General features: G+C 44.0%; 16 protein-coding genes. 3 read left to right on the top strand and 13 right to left on the bottom strand.

Going from position 1 to position 16,291, the window contains the following annotated elements:
• Position 1: 1 nt before the first annotated feature.
• Together O8C65_08980 and O8C65_08975 are read right to left on the bottom strand one after the other, a co-directional pair.
• Positions 2–391, bottom strand: coding sequence for a hypothetical protein (locus tag O8C65_08980; GenBank protein MCZ7357055.1), 390 nt, complete (start codon positions 389–391; stop codon positions 2–4).
• 39 nt (positions 392–430) lie between these two features.
• Positions 431–2,071: a hypothetical protein gene (locus O8C65_08975; protein ID MCZ7357054.1), complete on the bottom strand. Its 1,641-nt coding sequence runs from the start codon at positions 2,069–2,071 to the stop codon at positions 431–433.
• A 246-nt stretch (positions 2,072–2,317) separates the two neighbouring features.
• On the opposite strand from O8C65_08975, the gene O8C65_08970 reads away from it, so the two are divergent.
• Positions 2,318–3,439, top strand: coding sequence for a hypothetical protein (locus O8C65_08970; GenBank protein MCZ7357053.1), 1,122 nt, complete (start codon positions 2,318–2,320; stop codon positions 3,437–3,439).
• Positions 3,440–3,627: 188 nt separating this feature from the next.
• Here the strand turns inward: O8C65_08970 and flaJ are convergent, their stop codons facing one another.
• The 11 genes from flaJ to O8C65_08915 form a co-directional block, all read right to left on the bottom strand.
• Positions 3,628–5,274 carry an archaellar assembly protein FlaJ gene (flaJ, locus tag O8C65_08965; GenBank protein ID MCZ7357052.1) on the bottom strand — a complete coding sequence of 549 codons (1,647 nt, stop codon included), beginning with the start codon at positions 5,272–5,274 and terminating at the stop codon, positions 3,628–3,630.
• Positions 5,275–5,281: 7 nt separating this feature from the next.
• Entirely contained in the window at positions 5,282–6,877 is a 1,596-nt protein-coding gene (locus tag O8C65_08960) for a type II/IV secretion system ATPase subunit (GenBank protein ID MCZ7357051.1), read from the bottom strand.
• A gap of 6 nt (positions 6,878–6,883) precedes the next feature.
• Complete coding sequence (locus tag O8C65_08955; GenBank protein MCZ7357050.1) at positions 6,884–8,506, bottom strand: type II/IV secretion system ATPase subunit; 1,623 nt, start codon at positions 8,504–8,506, stop codon at positions 6,884–6,886.
• 5 nt (positions 8,507–8,511) lie between these two features.
• On the bottom strand, positions 8,512–9,210 hold the full coding sequence (locus tag O8C65_08950) for an AAA family ATPase (GenBank protein MCZ7357049.1): 699 nt from the start codon (positions 9,208–9,210) through the stop codon (positions 8,512–8,514).
• Positions 9,211–9,215: 5 nt separating this feature from the next.
• Positions 9,216–9,671, bottom strand: a complete 456-nt coding sequence (locus O8C65_08945) for a flagellar protein G (GenBank protein MCZ7357048.1) — start codon at positions 9,669–9,671, stop codon at positions 9,216–9,218.
• Positions 9,672–9,686: 15 nt separating this feature from the next.
• Positions 9,687–10,577: a hypothetical protein gene (locus tag O8C65_08940; GenBank protein ID MCZ7357047.1), complete on the bottom strand. Its 891-nt coding sequence runs from the start codon at positions 10,575–10,577 to the stop codon at positions 9,687–9,689.
• Between the two features lie 8 nt (positions 10,578–10,585).
• The gene (locus O8C65_08935) at positions 10,586–11,026 is read right to left on the bottom strand and encodes a hypothetical protein (protein MCZ7357046.1); all 441 of its coding nucleotides are present in this window, start codon (positions 11,024–11,026) and stop codon (positions 10,586–10,588) included.
• 178 nt (positions 11,027–11,204) lie between these two features.
• Positions 11,205–12,257, bottom strand: coding sequence for a hypothetical protein (locus O8C65_08930; protein ID MCZ7357045.1), 1,053 nt, complete (start codon positions 12,255–12,257; stop codon positions 11,205–11,207).
• A 152-nt stretch (positions 12,258–12,409) separates the two neighbouring features.
• Entirely contained in the window at positions 12,410–13,003 is a 594-nt protein-coding gene (locus O8C65_08925; protein MCZ7357044.1) for a hypothetical protein, read from the bottom strand.
• A gap of 166 nt (positions 13,004–13,169) precedes the next feature.
• A complete protein-coding gene (locus O8C65_08920; protein MCZ7357043.1) occupies positions 13,170–13,532 on the bottom strand; it encodes a hypothetical protein in 363 nt (120 codons plus the stop codon).
• Between the two features lie 6 nt (positions 13,533–13,538).
• Complete coding sequence (locus tag O8C65_08915; protein ID MCZ7357042.1) at positions 13,539–14,321, bottom strand: hypothetical protein; 783 nt, start codon at positions 14,319–14,321, stop codon at positions 13,539–13,541.
• A 194-nt stretch (positions 14,322–14,515) separates the two neighbouring features.
• On the opposite strand from O8C65_08915, the gene cfbA reads away from it, so the two are divergent.
• Positions 14,516–14,920 (top strand): sirohydrochlorin nickelochelatase, encoded by a 405-nt coding sequence (gene cfbA / locus O8C65_08910; protein ID MCZ7357041.1) that lies wholly within the window; start codon positions 14,516–14,518, stop codon positions 14,918–14,920.
• Positions 14,920–16,287 (top strand): coenzyme F430 synthase, encoded by a 1,368-nt coding sequence (gene cfbE, locus O8C65_08905; GenBank protein MCZ7357040.1) that lies wholly within the window; start codon positions 14,920–14,922, stop codon positions 16,285–16,287. Before cfbA ends, cfbE begins: the two co-directional genes overlap by 1 nt.
• Positions 16,288–16,291: the final 4 nt, after the last annotated feature.

Below are 16,291 nucleotides of genomic sequence, written 5' to 3'. Positions count from 1 at the left end.
TCTATTTCTTTCCACTCATCATTTTTCCAAGGTTCAGCAGGAAATCCTCTACTTTACTCTTTACCGATTTTTGGGATGCTTCCGCATTTGATGGTATCGGAATTACAGCTGCGGGAACATCCGGTTTTTTGGGTTTTGGAGCTTCATCTACCAGAAGGTACCATGATATTATCTCCGTATATGCCACTATCCCTATGAGTGCGGACCAGACTGCAAGCAATATATGGATGTTCTGTATGAGCAGCGTTCCTTGAAGGAATGAGAATTGCTGAATTGAAAGGAACTGTATCGTTTGTTCCGGCAGGAGATAAACTGAAATTACCGGAATTATCAACATCACAAGCGCTGAAATTAATGGCGAGATATATATTAGGAACATCAGGGTTATCATAGAATATATAAAAAATATTATAAATGATATACTTTCCATCTAAATCCTCCTCTTAATTTCTGTTACCAAATAAGCAATCAATGTCACACTCATAATTATGCCGGCAATTGCCGCAAAGGATGAGATCATAAAAGAGACTACCCCGGAAGTGTCTGATTTCAAAGCTGTGGAACTCTCTTTTTTGCCGCTTGTCTCTGTTTGGCCTGCTGTTATGGCCGCAATGGCATTCGATTTTACACTCCGGGTCACTCCGAGAATATCGCGATATGTCGCAAACGCTTCCGGAAGTACTTCAGCATTTCCTTTTAAAGAATAGCTGAGGGTAGTACTTCCGCCTGCCTCGAGCTTTCCTGTCCATGTTGTTGAACCGCTGGCTAAAGGATAGCCTTCAGGTATTTTATCCGACACTATTACTTGCGCAGGCCTGTCGCCGTTGTTAGACATAACAAGTTTGACACTGGTCTGACCATCAGCGTCCACAGAACTTTTTGCCATGGATATATACGGCATGTGCATATTCATTTTCATTCTCTTCGATGAGGATGATTGGCCTTCCCACTGTGCTGTGGCAGCCGGGAGGAAATAAAGCCCTGGTTTTGTTGGTATCACTTCGTAGGTGAGTGTCGTGGAATTGTTAGGTCCAAGTTCTATATTCCAATCCAGCTCTTTCTTGATAAGTTCTTCGGGTACCGTGTCATGAATGCGTATGGACCTGCTCTCAGAGCCTGAATTGTTTATGTCAAGATAGATGGTCACGTTTTCGTCGTCTGTATCCGGAGGGACGCGTTTCATTATTGATATTTCCGGGTTGATAAAGACGTCTTTGCTCACGGTGATCAGGTAGGCGTCATTGCTGTAATCGCGGGTCTCTATTGCTGCACTGATGGTAGTTGTTGAATTTGCCGGCATTTGTGTTATCCTGGAGTGAAAGGATCGAGTGCCGTCAAACCCCGTCATTGAAAAAGTCTCAGGCAGGATTTCCGCTGCCTGGCTGCTTCCCATTTCTATCCCAACTATGTTCTGTATTGCATCGCTTGAGATATTTGTCGAGACATTGATTGTTTCGCCTGGAAAGTACTCATTCTTGTCTGTGGATATCTCAGCTTTAATGGCAGGAGGTTTGTTCGTAAATATCTCAAGATCTACGAGACCGGTTCGATTGATGTCCCTGACGGCGATCCTGAGGTTCCCAAAGTCTTTGATGTCATTGATCGATAATGCATTCGTCTCAGTCATGCTTTTGTTCGAAATTATCAGATTCACCGAATCAGTCCCGAAAGTATCTATTCCGAATGTGTAATTTTCAATCGTATATGTTTCACCCCATTTTAATTGCGTTTGGGCAACCGACCTCCATATATCTTTAGATTCAAGTTTACTGATCGAAAGCCACGTGCTGTCTCCATTTATTCCAAGCACGGTTACACCTATAATATCGTATTTTTTGAACTGGTTCACATTGAACTCGCTTTTTTCAACCTGGTTCTGGTCCCTGTAGACCGTGATCTCTGCTCTGGTGTTGTCCAAAGCCTTTGCTGTTATTCGGTAATTTTCAAAAGATAAGGATTCGTTGGATTTAATAAATCCTGAAGCCTTCGCAGACCAGATATCATATGTGCCTGCAGACGCGACCGGAAGAAAGCATAATATTATGAAACATAGGATTGTCCTTATACTCATTATCATTTAAATTGAAATTCCTTTGGTTTAAATCTTTTCTTTAAAAATTGGGAGAATTTGAACAACAAACACCAATCGTTGCTCGTTAATCCTGAAAAAGGGTTTTGAACCAACAAAAAAACGAAATAAATATATATACCTAAAGAAATATATAATAATACGTACTAAAGGATGCACCAATAATGTTATAACTCATTATGATAATACTGATGTATTTATAACGAAAATGTGGTGAAATAGATATTCATGTTTAACGACTTGTCGGGAAAAATTGGAAAGTTAACCATCCCCGAAGGGTCCCTTATAAGAAAACTTGAGAGAATTAAGAAAACTTCAGGGACTCGTGATCCGCGGGGTACTGCCCCCTTATTTTCTGATGTAATAGAGCAGCTCAGGGAGCAGCTTAGAAAGACGCCGGAAGAGCTGAACAAGAAAATTGAGGATCTGGTCAATTCAAAAGCTGAGCAGATAAAAGCCAATGCGGAAGCAGTAAAAGGTCTTGAATCCCAGATGTCCAAATTAGAGCAGACGGTCTCATCTGGAAAAAAGGGTACGGACGAAGTCAAAGAAAGACTGGATAAGATCGATGAGACTGTTCTTGAATTATTATCATTATACGAGGTTGTATCAAGCACTGTGAATCCGTTTGTGAGCGATAAAGAGAATCCTGTGGCAGAAAAGATCAACGAGCTTGACAAGAAGATAGAAGAATTGAACCTCAAGCAACCAGAGCTTTCGTCCGATCTTGCGGAGAATTTTGATATGAAATTCAAGACTCTTGAGCTCAGTCTGGAAGAACTGAAAAAGTCGGTCGAAACACATGCGACCCAGGATGATGCTTTAGCGGAGAAGGTTAAAGGACTTGTTCTTGAACAAATAAAACCAATAGACGGACAAAGACCAAAACCAGTCATGCCGTCAAACTCCCCCCAGCCTCAATCCCAAAATGCCCCCCAAGCCCAGACTGCTAATACGCAACGAAAAGAGGAAGCGCCCCCTTACGAGGATAATGCACAGGGTGTGAGGTTACCATACCTTGATAACAGACCTGAGACCTCCATCGTAATTCTCAACTGGATCGAATTCCTTATGGAAAAGGTGGGGCGGAACAACCTGGTCGATGTGCTTGAATATTATATCGAAATAGGCTGGATAAGCGAAGAGGTCAGTTCAAAGATGATGTCATATGCGAGCGGGATAGATTATTATGTGGAAAGACCCACATGGAAACTCCTGCCAGAAGACCATACCAAATCCCTGCTTTTCATAGAACAATTGCGCGGCAGGAAAATGGATAAGAACTTGATCTCAAAGCTTGAAAGAGACCTCGATAAAATCATTCGCAGCAGTGAAATACTTGTAACCTAATGACCTCTCCTGGTCTTTCCGTACGTGTAGAAAAGAAGGATAGTTAAGAGGGTACTGGCAACTATCGGCACCATAGCCAGGCTTTGTTGATAGTTCTTGTATATATATATCGAAATGAGAGTGCCTGCCGTCATTGCAACGGGCATTAACAGGCTGAGCGTTGTAAATTTCTTTGAGACCATATTCACTCACCCTAACAGACGAACCATTGCGGCAAATGATAATTCTGCTGAAATGGCAGACAGCCATACCATGCCTACAAAGTGAATGTAGGAATTAAAAATACTCCCTCCATCCACAGCCCTCAATAAAATGGCAGAGAGAAATGAGTGGCCAACCATCAACGTCATAAGCAGCAATGAAAGGAAATTGATATCAACGACACTGCTGAGCGAGATGATGGAGGACATGCCTGAAGGCACATTTGCATTTGTAAAAATATCAATTAGCATTTTGACAATAGCAAGGGTAAGGAACATGGTGAAAGCAATGCCGCCGGTCAGTCCGTATACTTCTCCCACCAGGCTGGTTGCCAGAGAATAGCGGAGTTTTCTCAGCGAGATGATCTTCATGAAGTTATCCCCGATTATTTCCCCTATGACCTCAGGTTTTCCCCCCTTATCTATCCCCTCCGCAAATATGGTGGCAAACCGTTCGATCAGGTTACTGCCTGTGCCTGCTGCAAAATAATTCCAGGACATATATTTATTGATCCTTGTTTCAAGCCGTTTATACAGGTCATTGACATCAACAGTCAGGGGCCCAAAATCATGGTATGTGAGGTTGCGCAGCGAATCCCGGATGATACCACCGCGTGCTCCCGCCGTGGAGCCAAGAGCGCGCACGAAGCCGGGAAAATTATCATCCTTTCTTTTTATCATTTCTTCCTCTCTCCTGGCATAATACCCCGTTATCGCGAGAGGCGACAGAGCTATGGCGATCATAATGGTTACAGGAAGTCCTCCTCCAACGAGTATCAACAGAATGGATACTATTGCGCATCCCATTATCGATATTGGAAAAGACATCCGGATAAATCTGTCCGCCTCGGTCTCTATGTCCAGGGTATGCCATATCTTATCTCTGGGTGCTTTGCTTTTCATGAAATAGACGAGAACACCTTCAGCTCCAAGGAATGTAACTATAGAACCAGCCATTAGTGTGATCGGGTCCATGCCTGTAATTACAGGCATTATAAGCGAAATTGATGTAAGGAAGATAAGGGCTGTCATCATTGCGATGAATATCTCCTTTGTCATCTGGATCTCTCCAAGAGATTTCTTATACATGGTATCGAATTCATTCATCACGACCTTCTGTTCTGTCCAGATGAACTGGTCAAAGGGTTCCCCTGCCTCGGCCGAGTGCGCAAGCCTGTCAAGAAAATCTGAAAAGATTGCCGAGGGCGTTCTTTTCGCTATGAACCTGCATGCCTGTGCCAGGCTCAGGTTCCAGTCATTCATCAATGAATATATCCTCCCTGTTTCTATGGCGAGATAACCATACGCCTCTTGCGTTGAAAGGCTGTGAATGACCTCCTTCCTCCCCATGTTGGAAGCCGCAAGCACGCCCATGTGTGTGACATAATAATGCATATTCTGGTCTATCTGGGTCCTTTTGGCTCCCATCACGGAAATAGGGTAAAAGAAAATGAGCCCGATGCAGAGCACGGGTACGAGTAAAAGCACGTAAAGGAATATCCCTGTTAAGAGGCCCCTTAGAATGAAAAGCATAATTATGGGGAAAAAAAGACCCATAAATGCAAGAGGTAGGGCTACCTTCAACATGTACTGCTCCTGGGTCGTGCCCATACAATCAAATGCTTTTTTCAACATTGTTCGCCTATAATTCAAATGGAAGCCCGTTAACGCCGTTCCGCTCGAAAGCCCATATAATATCTTTTACTTTATAATAATCAGTGATGTTTTGTTCTGTCATTTTTTGAAGGACGTTCGCCCTGATCTCAAGTTCTTTGTATATCTTTTTTTTATCAGAATATCCAAGCTTCCCGGCAATTACATTCTCCAGAATATAGCTGTTGTTCAATCCCCTGAAATGATGCTTGTCATTAGTGGAATCCCACTGGAAAACCGCCCTGGTTATGACGCCTTTGGCTTCTTCGAGATACCCTTCAATTTCCTCCATAGAGACGCATCTTCGTAAAAAAACACCCTGCCTGTAGACCGCCTGGAGTATCATAACAACATTCAGGTTGTCGATAAAAGTGACAGGGACCTTGATAGGGTCGCCAGTGATCCTCTGGATGAGCTTTTTTACTGAGGAGGCATGGAACGTGGCCATTACGGAGTTACCCGCCTGCATGGCCTGGAATGCCACTGCTCCTTCCACACCTCGGATCTCTCCCACGATCACATAGGTAGGACGGGATCGTAGAGCCAGTTTCAGCAATGAAAACATATCCACCCGGGAGGATTCCGGGCCTGTTTCCCGCGTGATCATCTGCTGCCACGTTTCCTGGGGAGCCAGGACTTCTGCTGTATCCTCGACACTGTAGATTTTGCCCTTTGATTGTATGAAAGGCAATATCGAATTAAGTGCTGTGGTTTTCCCGCTCGCAGTTTCACCGCTCACGAAAACGTTCATGCCGTTCTCAAGGCAGAGCCAGAGGTAGGCGCCCATTTCGGCACTGATACTGCCCCACTTTATCAGTTGTATCACGCTTGTAGGAATGGCATTGAACTTCCTCATTGTGAATGAACCACCTCGCCTGCTTACCTCTTTGCTATATATGATATTTATACGCGAACCGTCAGGCATGGCCCCATCGGCTATCGGCCTGAAATCGCTCACCGGCCTTGCAATGCGTTCGCTCATCACCCTCATCCATTCATCAAGTTCTTCGTCCGATGAAAAATGGATGTTGGTCTCTATCATCCCAAAAATCTTGTGCACAACAAAAATGCTGTATTTGCCGATATTGTTAATATCTTCAAGATAAGGGTCGCGGATTATAGGTTCGATTATACCGTGCCCCACTATGTTCCTGTCTATGAAATATTCGATCTTCTTGAACTGTTCTTCTGTTAATGCAATCTTCCCTTTGTCTTTGGTGGTTTCACCTTTTGCTATTACTTTTTCAAAGAGTTTTTTCAAATGGGCCCTGAGCTTTTCTGAATTGTCAGCAGCTGGTTCCTGTGGTGTCTTTTTCAGTATAAGGCTTAAAATTTCTCCATACTTTCCTTTTTCTATTTCTGTCATCTCAGGCTCGATCGAATAATATCGCGGCTCGATCTTCGCATTTCCGTAGATGTGTATGAAAATCGGATCTCCTACGGGATATATGACATTGACGTTCTTTTTATCTATATCCCTTGAAAGCTGCGGAACAAACGTGGGTATAACGCCATTTTTTTCCTGGAATTCCTTGACATATTTCCCAAGATGAGGGTTATTTTTAATCGCTTCTTCAAACGTCATGCAACCTCATACCGGGAAGGGAATTCCCTGGAGACCTTTTTCACGATATGCCTTTGCGATCTCAAATGTTTTCATAAAATCGAAAACCTCATTTTCTACCATGGCATCGAGAATCTTCGCCCTTGTCTCCAGTTCGTCGTAGATCTTCCTTTTATCCTTGTAACCCTGTCTTCCTGCGATCTTATCCTCAAGTATAAAGCTGTTGTTCAGGCCCCTGAACTCATGTTTATCGTCAGCAGGATTCCACTGGAAAACTGCCCGCGTGACCACACCACCCGCTTCCTCGAAATACCCTTCAAGTTCTTCGATCGCGGTTACGCGCCGGATGAGCAAGCCGTTCCTGTACAAAGCATGCAATACCACGCATACATTGAGGTTATCGATGAACGTGACCGGGACACTTATGGGGTTACCTATGAACCTCTGTATCATCTTTCTGACGGATGATGCGTGGAAAGTGGACATCACAGGATGACCTGTCTGCATCGCCTGGAATGCTACCGCTCCTTCTACGCCCCTTATTTCACCCACAATGATATAATTGGGACGCGATCGGAGCGCCGCTTTCAGGAGCGTGAACATGTGAACCTGCGATTCTTCAGCCCCATCCTCTTTGGTAGCAAGTTGCTGCCATACATCATGCGGAGGAGTTACCTCGGTTGCATCCTCTGCGCTGTATATCTTGGCCTTGGGATCTATGAACACAAGTGTGGCATTCATTGCCGCTGTCTTACCGCTTGCGGTTTCACCGCACAGAAATACGCTCATTCCGTTTTCGAGGCATAGCCAGAGATATGCGGCCTCCTGAGAGCTCATCGTGCCAAATTTGATAAGCTGGGTAATAGACATAGGGGTTTTTGTGAACTTCCGTATGGTGAACGAACTTCCACGCCTGCTGACATCATCGCTGTAGGCTATGGCAATACGCGAACCGCTGGGGAGGGTTCCTCCAGCAATGGGGTTTGCATCACCTATTGGCCGTCCTATGCGTTCACCCATGGTTCGCAGCCAGTTATCAATGGATTGCTTGGAATCAAATCTTATATTGGTACCGATGTTTCCAAATATCTTATGGACAACCGAGACAGGATTTAAGCCCACGCAATGGATATCTTCAAGATAAGGGTCACGCTGCGTGGCTTCGACAGGGCCCGAATCGATAATATCCCTTATCAGGAGATAGCCGAATTTATCATATTCTTCTCTTGTCACTGCAATCGGGGAGGACCATTTTGGTTTTTTTCCGCCTTCGACCAGCAGTACTTCATCGAGAAGTGATGAAAGTGTCTTTTTCAGATTCTCTTTTGATACCTGAATATTTTTCTTGAGCCCTTTCTCAAGGACTTTTTCAACAATGAGATTGAACTTATTTATTTCATCCGGTTTTAAACGAGGTTCTATGACAATATACTGAATATCCATCCCCGGCTCTGTGCAAATATGTATGAATATCGGGTCTCCCACAGGGTATATCAAATTTGGCGTTTTCTCAAGAGCCAACTCCCGGGAAAGCTGTGGCATAAATACAGGAACAGTTTTATTGGTTTTTTGAAGTTCATCAAGATATTCTGACAGATGTTTGTTGCGTTTTCTGGCCTCTTCAAGCCCCTCGCTAGTTTCTTCGCTCATTTTCATCACGACACGGAGGCAATTTCCACGACCAGTCCAACGTTTGGCTCTATCCTGAAACCGACCATGCTGTCAACAGATGCAGATGCCCCGGTGAACTTATTCACGATAATCGTTCTCTTGATACTGCTCCCGAGTGTGCTTATTTTCAGGGAGAGGTTTATATCGCAAGACCCGACGAATTCAGAAAGTATATTGGGGTCAAGCTCAGTCGGGTCGATGGAAAGGATAATGGTCTTTTTTATCCCTGTCAGTCTTTTAAAAAAAGACACAAGTTCAAGGCTTTTTTCTACGTTGGCACTGTGTTTGATAAGGGAAGATATGGTATCAATTATTATTATGTCCTTTTCAAAGAGCGCTTTTGCCTCTCTTAGCCGTTCAATGAAATCTTCTCGCGAAGCCGCCTGGTCTATGAGGGATAAGACAGGTATGTAGAGAAGTTTCTTTTTCAGAAGGAAAGGCGCTATCCTGTATTCAAGCGAGTACATCTGGTTGATGAAACCCTTGGTAGTCATCTGGGTCGAAACATATGTCACCGAGAAGTCATTTTCCATCAGCCCGTATGCCAAGCGCTGGCAGACCGTACTTTTCCCGCTGCCCGTACCCCCTTCCAGCACTATGATCGAACCCGGCGGGAAACCCCCGCCAAGCTTCCTGCACAGTTCATCCCGTGGTAAATCGAAGCACCGTATTCCGCTATTCATAAATATCAGATGTGGAAAGGCAGTGTATCGAATACGCCGTTTCCTGCAACTACCCTTACAGTATGGTCTCCTGATGAAAGTCCTGGGGACGAATAATTCAGCCTCAGCACATAGGCGGGGTACCAGGAAGAACTACCTGGTTTGTCCATTATCGTCCAGTTTTTTGAAAAGTTATAGTAATTCCCATCGATGAACATGTTAACAGAGGTGGGGTCAAGCGTGTTTTTCCCGGTATTTTTTACATAGAAACTGTAATTATCGGTATTGTTATCGTAGGGAATCGCCGCGGGGTCATTGATTATGGTAATGTCGGTCTTTAACTGGTCAGCCAGTGTCTGGCTACTCATGCCGTAGGATGCTGTGATGGAATGCACGTTGGTTGTTACCACGCCAATGACGCTCACGGCTATCACCACCGCGCCTATGAAGAATATCAGTTGGGTTATTGCTTCGCCTGCCATTTTTTTTCTCGCTATTTATTTATTTTTACAAACGAACCCACTTGTTGTATGGCAATCTATGGTTCTGGATGGTACGCCTTCATTTCCTAAGTTATCAACAGCAGTTAAGTAATAAATGGTAATATCATTTATATAAATGGGACGATTATAGGAGTAAAACGTTGCATTTGCTGGAATCTGTGTGATAGAAATAGCTCTGGGAGGGCAAAAATCATTGGGAAAATCATTACCTCCATCATCCTCGAAAGCATATATGCGATAATACGCGATTCCATCCACATCGTATGACGCATTCCAACTTAAGTTAATTTTTGATGTATTCGTGCCAACTATGCCCGTGAAATTTATCGGCGAAGTTGGAGGAATTACTATAACTCCGTTCTCTGCCGCAACCAGTATCCTTAATTCATCCCATGGATTTTTCGAATAACAGGAATTATCGGTACAGCCACCAAACCCCACATCAGGAGTGTTAATCGTAATGTCAGATATATTCAGACTTGCATTTGTCCTGGGCGCCCAGACGTTACCTGGAGTCCTGGGAAATCCAATCTTTGAACTATTATAGATATTGTTTGATGTTTTTCTTGATAGATAAATCACTGTTGGTTTCGATGAATTCAATACAATACTCCCATTATTTCTAACGGTTAAATTGAAAAAATATTGTTCCGATAGGTCATTACCATGGGCATCAACATATCGACCATCACCTGATTGAGTCTGTATACACGTCTGAACAATAGTAAGAGCAGTCTGCGCTTTTCCCGCCTCCCTGGCAGCATAGTCATTCTCAGCCTTGAGAGGCGCAACCTGGCTGTCCTTCGCAATCCCATAATTAACCGCAATTCCCATTACCACCGACATGATAAGAAGAACCCCGAACATTATGACAGCATATCCCATTTTATCACCTACGGCGAGAGCGCATAATCAGATATCCCGTTCTCTGTTACAACTTTTACCCGCCTGCCTGTGGTGTTGGTATAATTCATTGGATAGAGAGAGATATTCAACTTATTCTGAGGAACCCATGTGTAATTTCTCGAAGGCGTCAAATTGTAAGAGGAATAATAGCTCCCGTTGACAAAAATCTCAAGCAGGCTTGCATTGAGCGTGGTCTCGCCTGTGTTTTGAAGTGTAATATTCAGGTAGACATTTCCTGATTTACTTGAGAGTGAGACGTTCGTTATCGTGACATCCGTCTTTATTTTTGCTTTTTTCATGGTATCCTGGTCATACTGGGCATTTTTTATAAGATTGTTAGAATAATCACCAGATGAGTGAACTGCAGCACCCACGACCAGAAAACCAAGAAAGAACAATGCAACTACGATTGAAGTTGATGCGCCCATAGTTTAAGTCCTCTATTATGCTCATCATTGTTATAATGATATATCTTGACTTAAAGGTTGCGATAAAAAAGGCTTTGCACTAAAGTCGCACTTGCACATGAAGTCTGCAAAAATTAAGGGTTCGGGTGCAAAGCCTGCCATATAACATCCTGTATGAAATCAATATCCCATTTATCAACTAAGATGCAATCGCATAATCCCATATCCCGTTCTCTGTTACAACTTTTACCCGACCGTTCGTGGGCGTATTACATATGGCTGGCTTTATTTCTGCTACAACCTGCGCCCACCCTGAGGTGCCGCTCCAGCTCATTGCTTGAGATCCTGGAGTGCTGGTGTTTTTTGTGCTTCCGCCTCCGCTGACGCCTGTTGCTATATTCCATCTTTCCACCTGAGGGCTTGTTGCAGCCTTTACACCTGTATTGTCCCGTACTACCGTATCGATAATCCAGGCATTGGCATTAGCCGTTGTTATTGAGGTGATTGCATTGTTATTTGAGCCATTATTTGTCCCTGTTGTAGGAATCGGGTTTGTCTGGTCCACGCCTGAAAAGGATACGGCTCCTGCTACTGCTGCTTGTGCTGTCATGCTAAGATTCACTACTATATTGTTGTTTCCAGCCGTAGGATTTGCCAGATACCACAATTCTGCTCTCACCGCATCACCAGTGGTCACCACAGAATACGCTGCTCTTGTCAAAGGAACCCCGGCATAAGTAATTCTCGTGACTGATGCACCACTCTTATCAATATCGACCCCGACTACCAACAATGAGTTCGACACCGACCTGACGGTGTGCGACCATGTAATCGAAGAACCAGTTGCGATTAAAGTGCTTGATGTGTTATCTATCCAGATATTTGGCGTTCTGGAAAAAATTATGTTCGTGGTTTGTTCTGAAACCCATGTATTCCAATTTATTTTTGACATGCAGTAGGAGGAATCATAATATATACCGTTAACAAAGATCTCCAGCAGGCTTGCATTTAGCGTGGTCTTGCCTGTGTTTTTAAGTGTAACATTCAGAGAGACATTTCCAGAGAAATTCGAGAATGAGACATTTGTTATCTTGATATCTGTCTGCATCTTGGAGTTTTTCATGGTATCATGGTCATACTGCGCTTTTTTTACAAGATTGTTAGAATAATCACCAGATGAGTATACTGCGGCAGATACGACCAGAAAACCAAGAAAGAACAATGCGACCACAACCGAAGTTTCCGAGCCCATAATCCAATGCCTTATTGATAATTAGTTATATTATTATTATATCTGCATACTTTGACTTAAAGATTATTATAAGAAGTGACCGTTTCAATTGGTGCTATCCTGTTATACAATATTTTTAAAATACCGGGATTAAAAAAAAAGTTCGATATACTTTAGGGGTATATCGAATTGCTACCTGCGGCAATCGCTGGAAGTGTCAATTGCAGGTTGAACGAATTGCCTTTTTCTGGGGTCAGTGTAAGTGTTACACTCGCCTTCGATACAAGGTTCAAACCTGAGACATCGGCATCGAGTCTCACTAACGCGCCAGTTCCAAGCGCCGGACTGGATGAACCGCTGTAAGTATTGATTGTAGTAGCGGTAAGGTTGCTTGGATCCCTTAATGAAAACACTCTGAACGTGCTTCCTGATATTGTAGTATTGCTATAGCTATAGGGGTTTGTGCCCATTTTTAACAAAACCTTGCTTAAGTCAATCTGCGAACTACCTGCTGCAGGTCTTATTGTAATGTTAATACCATTTAATGTACCAGCAGCGGCAGCAACTCCATCGATAGATTCCACATTGATATTTTCTCCGATTGCCGCTGCAGCCTCCTTTGTGGTTGATGTACTCTTGGACTGCATCGTACCTGATGTCTGGATAAGCACGGCAGCAGCGACGGCAGCCACCAGCACCATTGCTATGAATATGATGAGCGTGCCGACGCCCGCCTGTGCCTGTTCATTCTTTGATAACGCCTTCATATGGTTTCCTCCATTTTCTTATACTCATCATGAGTATAATAATATCTTATGGGAGTTTTTATATATATAGTTAATGGTTGTAAATCTTTAACAGCCAACAGAATAACATAAATATGAATCTTTTAATTTACTCCGCTCTCGAAAAAGGCAATGACAAATTCAAAGTTCAATACGGAATCCTGTCGATGATCTTCTCAGTAACCTTGACCTTCTTATAGTACTGTGAGGTGGATTGGATAAAATCCGCCGCCAGCAAACCTTTATGGGTTATTACATACCCCCCGTGGCCGACTTTCAAAGCCAGTCCCTCAAGCTGGAAAATGCCCTTCAACTTGCTGCCTATGCTTCCCCTGTCCGCCACCTTGTCAGTATATTCTCTCATATCGGAGAACCTGGTAACTTTCTCCTCGCCATTTTCTGCAAGGACAAGCAATATCAACCTGTACTGAATATCCCCCGGACCTGTGTTCATTCCCATTGATTGATAGAAGTTTGCCACTTCCTTTTCAAATTCAATATCAATGTGCATAGTCCCTCACTCTTCATTATCCTCAAAGTCCTCAATCTCAGTCTGAGATAGACCCAATCTGTTTTCCATCAAATCAAGTTTCTGGTCTAGGTTCATGGGTGTAAAGTAGACAAAGAAACCAAGAACAACGCCAATGAACACGAAAATCCTCGCAGCCATCTGGGTTTGGCCACTGGGCGCTATATTATCCAGAAGCATGAAATCAAATATCAGGGAAATAGCAACCAACAAAAAAGCGATCCTGTTCTGGAGCTTCCTTGGGATCTGCCTGAGCAGTATAAGGAGCAAGAGACCCATGATCATGCTTGTCGGAACGATAAACAATCCTGAGAGATAGACATTGATCGCTATGTCGCTATTGACTTCGAATGTGGAACCCCATTCCTCGGTATTTGGGCCGATTATCCCGAAACCGAACAGGGCGATAAGGTATATCGCCCCGAAGATAAGGAACACAGTCGATACTCCGATGCTGATGCGGTTATCCCCCAGGATGACATATATGATAAAATACACCAGGGGTACTGTAACGATCACAAACGGGACCGAACCGATATAATAGAGGATCGTTTCTATTTCTTTGAAATCCCCGTACGCTGCGAGCGTTCTTAAACCTGCGAACAAGAAAAACAATCCCACGAGCGACCAGAACACCATGAGGGCGTTGACAGTAGGTATGCTCTCCTCTTTCTGGTTCTTTTTATTTTGATGGAGGTTGACCGTGAAACCAAAAGTTGCAAGCACAATAGCGAAGCAAACGATCGCATTCAATAAAAGCCCAAAACTCATTTACTCATCCTCTGTATCGCCCTCAGTATTTAAATTCCCTTCTAAAGAATTTATTATGTTTTTATATTTACTGGTTAGTATTTATACTTTTTCAAGAAAGTCGATTCCTTGAAGCAGTATTTTGGAAACAAAAGTGTTATTATAGCCAATAGCTATTAGAATCACGGAATTATCACGATTAAGCGAGGATTTTTATGAGCGAGAAGATCGGAATACTGGCACTCGGACATGGAAGTAAACACCCCCATAACAAAGAAGTTGTCACCGGGGTAGCAGAACTGATCGGCAGGAAATACAAGAACCTGGTGGTTCGAACAGGTTTTATGAACATGAATACCCCGACCATGAAAGAGGGGCTGGATGCCTTCAGGGGTACAGGGGTCTCCACGATAGTGGCCGTACCGATTTTCCTGGCGCACGGTGTCCACACGATGGAGGACATACCGCAGATACTGGGTATAAGCAGGGATTCAAGGAAAACAATGATAAAGCTTGACGGCAGGGACGTGACGCTCATTTATTCAGAGCCGCTGGGAGCAGACGAACTGGTTGCTGAGCTGGCTTTCAAGAGGGCAAAAGAAGCCCTTGCATCAAACTGATGCTTACGAACTCCCGGGTTGCCGTGCTTGACCTGACCCACGGCGGCATGGTATTGGCCCGAAAGTTGAAGAAGATCGCGGCGCACGTGACCGGGATAGATGTATATAAAACCCTGAGCCTTGAGGATTCGGAAGGGCTGGAAAAGGAAGGTATCAATACCTCACAGATGCCCGTCAATTTGGATGACTTTGATGTGATCGTAGCCCCTGTCCACCTCGATCCCGGTTATCCCATGCTCGCGGATGCGGAAAATAACAATATTCCCATTATATCGCATCACGCAGCGGTGGGAGAGATATTATCGCACATCAACCTGGAGGACAAGACCATAATCGAGATCACGGGTACTAAAGCCAAGACAAGCACTTCGCTGCTGCTCGCTGAGGTCTTATCCCGTGATAGAAAAGTTGTGTCTCACACAAGCCGCGGTGTGGAAGACTGGAGTACGAAAAAGACAATAAAGACAGGGTTGAGCATAACGCCGGCAAGTATATTGACCGCAATGGATGCTATTGATGAGGCGGGTATAGACGCTGATGTTCTCATATTCGAGATATCCCTGGGTGGAACAGGATGTGCAGACATAGGTGTCATAACCACAATTTCCGGTGATTACATGATCGCCAACAATACAAAGCTCGCAAGCGATGCAAAGCGCCAGATGATACTTAATGCAAGACCCGGGAGTTCCCTCGTAATTAATTATTATGCACTGAGGTCTTTCGGGGCGTGCAGGAGGGATGTCAATGTTATTTCATTCTCTGATTCCGTTAATGCCGCATGCAATGTTTACTATGAAGATATAAGTAATAAAGGTGTAAAAATAGCCAGCTATTTGAACAAAAGACAGGCCAGGATTAGCATCCATGAAAACCCGAATTATGACATAGGTTCTTACAGGACGGCATTTGTGTGTGCAACAGCGGCCGCCCTTGCAATGGATGTGGATGCCGAAACAATAGAGCACACTCTCCAGGAATTCAGGGGGGTGGAAGGCCGAATGAGAAAAACGGCCTTTTGCGGGAGGACGCTAATAGATAACTCGAACTCAGGCATGAATATCCGGGTTGCTGAGAGCGCTCTGCAATACTCGAAGGCTCCGGGTGGCAAAATCGTCATGGTGCTTGGGGAAGAGGCAAAGGAGGTATGTGAAGGGCTTGATCCTTCCGGTGTCAGGAAATTTATCGACATGCACCTCGATGAACTTTATGCCCTGGTCCTTGTCGGTGAAAGAATGCGGCCGCTCGCTCTGGACAATGCAGCAAAAATTCAATATGCTACTAGTCTATCTGAAGGGATCGAGCTGGCAAAAAGAGTAACGCGTGATAAAGATATTATTTTATCCTGTGTAAAGTGTTTTAGATAATAAG

This window comes from Candidatus Methanoperedens sp. (assembly GCA_027460535.1).
GTDB lineage: Archaea > Halobacteriota > Methanosarcinia > Methanosarcinales > Methanoperedenaceae > Methanoperedens.
The sequence above is the reverse complement of the archived record's forward strand: the minus strand, read 5'-3'. Positions and strand labels throughout refer to the sequence as shown.

Excerpts from the sequence above, each read along its gene's own strand:
- cfbA (MCZ7357041.1), top strand. The coding sequence starts at position 14,516 with ATGAGCGAGAAGATCGGAATACTGGCACTCGGACATGGAAGTAAACAC.
- O8C65_08940 (MCZ7357047.1), bottom strand. The coding sequence starts at position 10,577 with ATGGGATATGCTGTCATAATGTTCGGGGTTCTTCTTATCATGTCGGTG.
- O8C65_08925 (MCZ7357044.1), bottom strand. The coding sequence starts at position 13,003 with ATGAAGGCGTTATCAAAGAATGAACAGGCACAGGCGGGCGTCGGCACG.
- O8C65_08930 (MCZ7357045.1), bottom strand. The coding sequence starts at position 12,257 with ATGGGCTCGGAAACTTCGGTTGTGGTCGCATTGTTCTTTCTTGGTTTT.
- O8C65_08945 (MCZ7357048.1), bottom strand. The coding sequence starts at position 9,671 with ATGGCAGGCGAAGCAATAACCCAACTGATATTCTTCATAGGCGCGGTG.
- O8C65_08950 (MCZ7357049.1), bottom strand. The coding sequence starts at position 9,210 with ATGAATAGCGGAATACGGTGCTTCGATTTACCACGGGATGAACTGTGC.
- O8C65_08960 (MCZ7357051.1), bottom strand. The coding sequence starts at position 6,877 with ATGACGTTTGAAGAAGCGATTAAAAATAACCCTCATCTTGGGAAATAT.
- flaJ (MCZ7357052.1), bottom strand. The coding sequence starts at position 5,274 with ATGTTGAAAAAAGCATTTGATTGTATGGGCACGACCCAGGAGCAGTAC.
- cfbE (MCZ7357040.1), top strand. The coding sequence starts at position 14,920 with ATGCTTACGAACTCCCGGGTTGCCGTGCTTGACCTGACCCACGGCGGC.
- O8C65_08970 (MCZ7357053.1), top strand. The coding sequence starts at position 2,318 with ATGTTTAACGACTTGTCGGGAAAAATTGGAAAGTTAACCATCCCCGAA.
- O8C65_08975 (MCZ7357054.1), bottom strand. The coding sequence starts at position 2,071 with ATGAGTATAAGGACAATCCTATGTTTCATAATATTATGCTTTCTTCCG.
- O8C65_08920 (MCZ7357043.1), bottom strand. The coding sequence starts at position 13,532 with ATGCACATTGATATTGAATTTGAAAAGGAAGTGGCAAACTTCTATCAA.
- O8C65_08935 (MCZ7357046.1), bottom strand. The coding sequence starts at position 11,026 with ATGGGCGCATCAACTTCAATCGTAGTTGCATTGTTCTTTCTTGGTTTT.
- O8C65_08915 (MCZ7357042.1), bottom strand. The coding sequence starts at position 14,321 with ATGAGTTTTGGGCTTTTATTGAATGCGATCGTTTGCTTCGCTATTGTG.
- O8C65_08980 (MCZ7357055.1), bottom strand. The coding sequence starts at position 391 with ATGATAACCCTGATGTTCCTAATATATATCTCGCCATTAATTTCAGCG.
- O8C65_08955 (MCZ7357050.1), bottom strand. The coding sequence starts at position 8,506 with ATGAGCGAAGAAACTAGCGAGGGGCTTGAAGAGGCCAGAAAACGCAAC.